A 5,844-nucleotide genomic window follows, 5' to 3' on the forward strand; every position below is an offset into this window, starting at 1 on the left:
AGCAAGCGATGACGGCGCCAAGCCATGACAAGCTCCCATTTTAAATGAGGTTGGGTTAGTGGCAAGCAGACTAATCCTGTTAAATCCAACTTTTGAGTATAATATTGAGGCAAAAGAGTCACACCCATATCCTGTTTTACCATGTCAAGAAGCAAGTGCCACTGATTGGTTTGGCAAATAATATTAGGTTCAAAACCTAGTGATTGACAGTTTTCTATAATCATTGGAGTAAATGATGAATTGGAGGTAAATAAAATTAGGGGTGCATTTGATAGTGATTTAAGTGTTACCTTCGTTTTTCGCTTACCCATACGGTTTTTATTTGCTACGACCACCACTGGATAGCAACATATCGACGAGTAGTCAAAATCATCGTCAATCGGCTTCATCAATGTTGCCACATCAAGTTGCCCCTCTAGAAGGGCCTGCTTAAGTGACTCAGCACCATCTTCGATAAGTGAGGTTTCTATACTAGGATGCATTTGGTAAAAGTTAAAAATAGCTTTGCTTAGTATTTCACTGCCTAACGGTGAAATCCCTAGACGCAACTTACCACCTATTAATTGCTGATAATCTACTACTGTTTGTTCAAGATTATCTGCCTTTTGTAAGATATCCACTGCTTGAATATAGAGGTGTTCGCCAATTTCCGTTAAATTAACTAGCCGCTTTTTTCTATGAGTCAACGGCTTATCAAACAGAGCTACGCCTAAATATTCTTCAAGGTTACTGATGGATTTGGTAACGGTGGGTTGAGTTAAATTGAGTTGGATACTGGCTTGAAGAAACCCACCTGTTTTTACGACTGTCACAAAGCAGCGTAATTGCTTGAAAGTTATCATAAATAATAGACCACATTTAAGAGAAAGAACGAAATTTATTATAGAAATTGGGAATAAAAATAAAAATATAATTCATAATTTATGACTATAGTATTTTTATAATAAGTAGTCTCTAATCAACAAACAACAACTATTATGCGTAATCTTAATCTTCGTCTATCCTCCTGTTTTTTAGCTAAAACAAAACTGGCACTTCAAAGGTTCTATGGCCAATCATGGCTTCATGTCCTTATGCAATGCGCTATTATCGCAGCTGTCTGGTATTGTGCTGCGATATTGGTTGAGTTATTGCATTTACCCGTATCCTCAGGCGTCTTAGGAGTATCTTTAATGCTGATCTTATTAATGAGTGGTGCTATCAAGGTTAACTGGGTCAGACTGGGGGCAAAATTTGTTTTGGGTGAATTAGTATTAATGTTTATCCCACTTATGATGTCAATACTTCAATACAAGGCGCTATTTATCAGTAAGGGCTGGCAATTAATGCTGACAATTATCTTAAGTACCGCGATGGTGATGTTAAGCTCAGCATTAACCTTTATTATGGTGCACCGTTTGCAACGTAGATTGTATCGACATCAGATTCATAAAGCCCAATTAAACCTAAAAAATAATGATAATGTGTGAGGATTTACAATGAATGTCTGGTCAATCCTTTGTCTCATTTGGACATTAGCTGCTTATTATATGGCTAAAGTAATCTATGTGCGCTATCGAAAATCTTGGCTAAACCCAGCTATCACGGTTCCAGTAATAACGCTTTCATTAATGATTATCTTTAATATCTCTTATGATACTTATTGGAAAGATACAGCTTGGATTGTGCAGTTACTTGCCCCCGCAACGGTTGCGTTTGCTATACCTATTTATGAATATCGTCGTTTAATACGTCGACATGCTTTGGCTTTGACCGCTTCCATAACTGTCGGGATGGTGGTGGGAGTCTTAAGCATATACCTATTCACTGGTTTGTTCCACTTTGATAAGACCTTGACCTATAGCTTGATGGCCCGTTCAATATCGACACCATTTGCGTTAGACTTATCTGAAAAAATTCACGGATCTTCCTCTTTAGTCTCATTGTTTACTTTGATCACAGGGATGGTGGGAATGATTTTAGGGGATATGATTTTGACTTTTTTTCGTATTCGCTCACATCTTGCAAATGGAATCGCATTTGGTAATGCATCACACGGTTTTGGTACAGCCCGGGCAAGTCAGCGCAATGAGGACGAGGGCGTTATAGCTAGTTTAACAATGATTTTAGCGGGATTGTTTATGGTATTCTTAGGCCCTTCATTAATACATGGCGTAATGTTATTTGGGCAAGTTTAAACAAATATATATAGAGACCCTAGCTAAATATATAGGTGTATTTTTACTATCAGTAGTCTAAATATTCTCTTATCGGACGTTCTTTATTAAAAGGCTCATGGTCTTTCTTGATACGCTCAATAAACTCTTTAGACCATAGGTTCATATCTTGGTTGATTGGACTTGTCGAAGATACCATGTGTCCAAAGTCTTGGCAAAATTTAGGGTTTCTTGTGATACGGCCTAGTTGAGCATCCGATAAGCCGTCAATCGTGAACATATCGCCATTATCAGGATCACGCTGTTTGATCGCCTTATCAGGCTTGTCTTGTGGTTTCTCGTGGACAATAAACGTAAAACCTGTAATCGTTCTGCCTTTTTTGACTTGTGAATAACTGATCTTCAAGTCTGTTTCTTTATTGATTTCTTCAACAGCAGCATCTAAAACACGTCTCTTAAAATCACACATCTTCTTATATTCATTTACTCCAATACCCATCTGTCCCCTAAATTTTTCAAGTTCAAATATGGGTGTTTTCTTAGCAGCTTTCCATTGCACCAGTAGCTCATAAAGACGTACAGAGTAAACACTATTCAGTTTTGTCGTCTGCTCAAGTAAGTAGGAAGTAAAAAACTGCTCTAAGCCATTAATACGGCTTATGCCATTGACCACAGCCATTGTAAAAGCTAGCTCTATAACGCCTTCCCCATCAAGATAGCGCACTTGTTGCAACCATCTTGATTTTACAGGTTTGCCATCGTCATCCATATATGTAAAACGTCTATTGAATAGCGTATCTTCTGCTCTTTTCATGGCATCATAAGCATTTTGTCTAGTGCCACCAAACATTTCAGCATAACGCATAGCGTCAAGCCTTAAAGGTGTGTTTGTATCTAGGCCTGTATTTGTCTCTCTTGCATCTACTATGGCTAATTGGATCATACGCACTTCAATTTTGCTTAAAGCTTGTAAAGCAGTATTTAGTTGATTGGTCTTAACAACTAGATTTGTTTTTTTATCACTCACTATAACTACCTCCCTATAATATAATGACAATGTATATAGTTGACATTATAATGTCAACTATATACAAGACGTTATATGGTAAGAAAATGTCGTCTTATGGGTAAGAAAATGTCGTCTTATGGGTAAGAAAATGTCGTCTTATGGGTAAGAAAATGTCGTCTTATCAACCTTACAGCCCTTTAATACCAATGCTTACAGAGCGTCTAAAAGCTCTTAAAAGCCTTTAAAAGCATTAAAAGCCTTTTTAGTTGTGGATAACTGATAAAAAAACAAAAGAAAAAAGAGCTAAAAACAGCAGATTTTAGTAAAAAGCTTCCAATCAGCAGATTGGAGTAAAGCTACAGAGAGAAAAGCTAGATCACAAACTATTTTAGTGACTATTTTACTGTATAAAACAATACATATTAGTATAAGATAATCATACCTAAAATTTTTTTTGAGAAATTCCGTATGTCAGCACTAGTTATCCAGTATCAGTTAAGCTAACAATCAATGTTGCGGGCTGAACGCCCTACATTGATTTAAAAGGTCTGGACGACCTTTTTACCTTACTGCTACTGTGTTTAGTCTATGGGGGATTGACCCCCACAGACTAAAAGCCCGTCAGGTGCTGCGCACCCGACAAACGCAACTTCTGGGGTAAAAAGCCACCCCAAGTTACGTTTGTCGGCTACTGGCCGACGGGGGGCTAGCCCCCATGCCCTACCATCGTCCTAGGGGTCGATTGCACTATCGCTGGACGCTTGTGCTACGGTCATGGCTCCCCCACGCAGTCAACACTAGGGTGATTGACTGTGCATTTTCTGGACGAAAATACACCTTTCAGGCTTGCGCTGCCCATGGGGGCAGCGTTCCCCAAATTCAGAATTAGGAGTTTTAAATGTTACTTGGCGATAAGGCCACGCTTAAAGAGGTACACGATCATATAGCGGTGCTATCTGATACTAAAGACTTATTAGGCGTAAACATAGAACGTAGAAAGCTTATCGTTAGGTGGCTTTATATTTTTGGCTACTCAAATAGAGAAACGTTGCTAAAACTAACCAATGCTAAGGGCAGCACAGGCTATCGCTTTATCGCTGATTTAATCAGACACGGCTATATTCAAAAGTTTAAAAACAACTTTTACAGTAAAGATTTACTGATGCTAGGTAAGCAGGGGCTTGGCGTATTGCTTGAAGATAGGATTATTGATGACGACCAGGCAAAGCTACCGAATAAACGCAAATTCATTGACTCAAGCCGTGTTCATCATGAAGTTGGGCTGCATGAGTCACTTTTAGTATTCTTGTCAGAGCAACATACGAAGTTTAATCTAATGGGTATAAGTAAAGAGGTTCGATACAAACCTTTGATGATTGATGTTTTATTGTATTTAAAAAATATCGAGTCAGGTGAAGATGTGAAAATTGCTTTTGAGTACGAGCGCACTGAAAAATCACGACAGCGCATTGAGTATTTACTTGTTGAACACATGAAGAATGTTAAAAAAGACTGTTATCACATGACTATTTTTAGTTTTAACAACAAGGTTTTGCATGATTACTACATGAAAATCATGTTAGTACAACCTAGAGAGTGGACTAAAAATAAAAAAGGTCAGCTGCATAGCGCTAAGGCTTATCAGGCAACTAGATCAACTAGAGGTAAATTTAATTTCTTGCTAGTTAATGGAAATAAATTTAGTTTGAACACAATAAACACGATTGAGCAGAATAAAAAGCACAGATTGCACTCTTATTTAGCCGAGGTTCAACGAAAAGAAGAAGATGATAGGGAAGTAGCGGAAGATGCTGAATATGACCGTAGAGAGCAAATAGAAGAAGATTTACGCCCCAAACTGATTGAGGAGCTAACTCCGCAGCTTGAAAAGCAGATCGAGGAGCGCTTACGGGCTGAATTTGAAGCACAGTACAATAAGCCAAAAGGGTTTTTTAACAAGATACTTGGAGATTAAGATGGGTCAAGCGAAACGTAGAGGTAGTAAAGAGCAACGCATAGCTGATGCTCAAAATCGTAAATTAGAACAGCTAGGTGTTAATGAAGTTAATATAGCTAAACTGCTTGCCGATCAAGGGCTACCTGATGATTGTGAAATGCTAGGTTATGTTATTCATTTAGAAGAACGTGATGAATTTCTAGCGGCGTTTGAAGATGATGAGTTAGTGACTAGAGCAGCTTATGCCAAAACCCCTGAACACGCTCTTAGAATACATGACATGGACGAAGTGTTAAGAATGAGCCAATGGGTAGGAGAGAAGCACGATGTTACGGTGTCTCTACTGTTTGATTGCGACTCTATGGGTCAATACATCGTACTTCCAAGCTTTAAGCCAAATGATTAAGAAGTAGATGCTCATGAGACCATCCCAGATTCTGTGTAACTGACGTTTAGATTAAATACTTACACAAAATTTAGGAAGGTCTCCAAACTCAAAAGGCGATACATAGCCCAATGCACTGTGTATACGCTTTTTATTGAACCAATCTACCCAATTCAATGTCGCAAGTTGTACATTCGCTAAACTTTGCAAATCTGCTTTCAAATATTCAATCACCTCTGTTTTGTATAACCTATGCCCTGTTACAGCCAAAGCATTATCAAGGCCTAGTTATATATTTTTTCTTATGTTATCAAGCCAAGCTTGCATACTTGGTGTA

6 protein-coding genes and 1 pseudogene are annotated in these 5,844 nt (G+C 38.3%); 4 read left to right on the top strand and 3 right to left on the bottom strand.

Going from position 1 to position 5,844, the window contains the following annotated elements:
• Positions 1-812, bottom strand: an 812-nt coding sequence (locus ACT3QR_RS13715; protein ID WP_444521859.1) for a LysR family transcriptional regulator, incomplete at its 3' end; no start/stop codon positions are given.
• 165 nt (positions 813-977) lie between these two features.
• Between ACT3QR_RS13715 and ACT3QR_RS13720 the strand changes: the two genes are divergently transcribed.
• On the top strand, positions 978-1,469 hold the full coding sequence (locus ACT3QR_RS13720) for a CidA/LrgA family protein (protein WP_192520905.1): 492 nt from the start codon (positions 978-980) through the stop codon (positions 1,467-1,469).
• 9 nt (positions 1,470-1,478) lie between these two features.
• Entirely contained in the window at positions 1,479-2,177 is a 699-nt protein-coding gene (locus tag ACT3QR_RS13725) for an LrgB family protein (RefSeq protein ID WP_192520907.1), read from the top strand.
• Between the two features lie 49 nt (positions 2,178-2,226).
• On the opposite strand, the gene repM is transcribed toward ACT3QR_RS13725, so the two are convergent.
• The gene (gene repM, locus ACT3QR_RS13730; protein WP_443511819.1) at positions 2,227-3,183 is read right to left on the bottom strand and encodes a replication initiation protein RepM; all 957 of its coding nucleotides are present in this window, start codon (positions 3,181-3,183) and stop codon (positions 2,227-2,229) included.
• 880 nt (positions 3,184-4,063) lie between these two features.
• Between repM and ACT3QR_RS13735 the strand changes: the two genes are divergently transcribed.
• Both ACT3QR_RS13735 and ACT3QR_RS13740 read left to right on the top strand, forming a co-directional pair.
• On the top strand, positions 4,064-5,140 hold the full coding sequence (locus ACT3QR_RS13735; protein WP_443511817.1) for a hypothetical protein: 1,077 nt from the start codon (positions 4,064-4,066) through the stop codon (positions 5,138-5,140).
• A 1-nt stretch (position 5,141) separates the two neighbouring features.
• Positions 5,142-5,528 (top strand): hypothetical protein, encoded by a 387-nt coding sequence (locus tag ACT3QR_RS13740; RefSeq protein WP_443511815.1) that lies wholly within the window; start codon positions 5,142-5,144, stop codon positions 5,526-5,528.
• A 51-nt stretch (positions 5,529-5,579) separates the two neighbouring features.
• Here the strand turns inward: ACT3QR_RS13740 and ACT3QR_RS13745 are convergent.
• Positions 5,580-5,786 (bottom strand): annotated as a pseudogene (locus ACT3QR_RS13745) (integrase core domain-containing protein); the annotation flags it as partial.
• Positions 5,787-5,844 lie beyond the last annotated feature (58 nt).

The sequence above is a fragment of the Psychrobacter sp. AOP7-B1-25 genome (assembly GCF_052376195.1).
In the GTDB taxonomy this organism is placed as follows: domain Bacteria; phylum Pseudomonadota; class Gammaproteobacteria; order Pseudomonadales; family Moraxellaceae; genus Psychrobacter.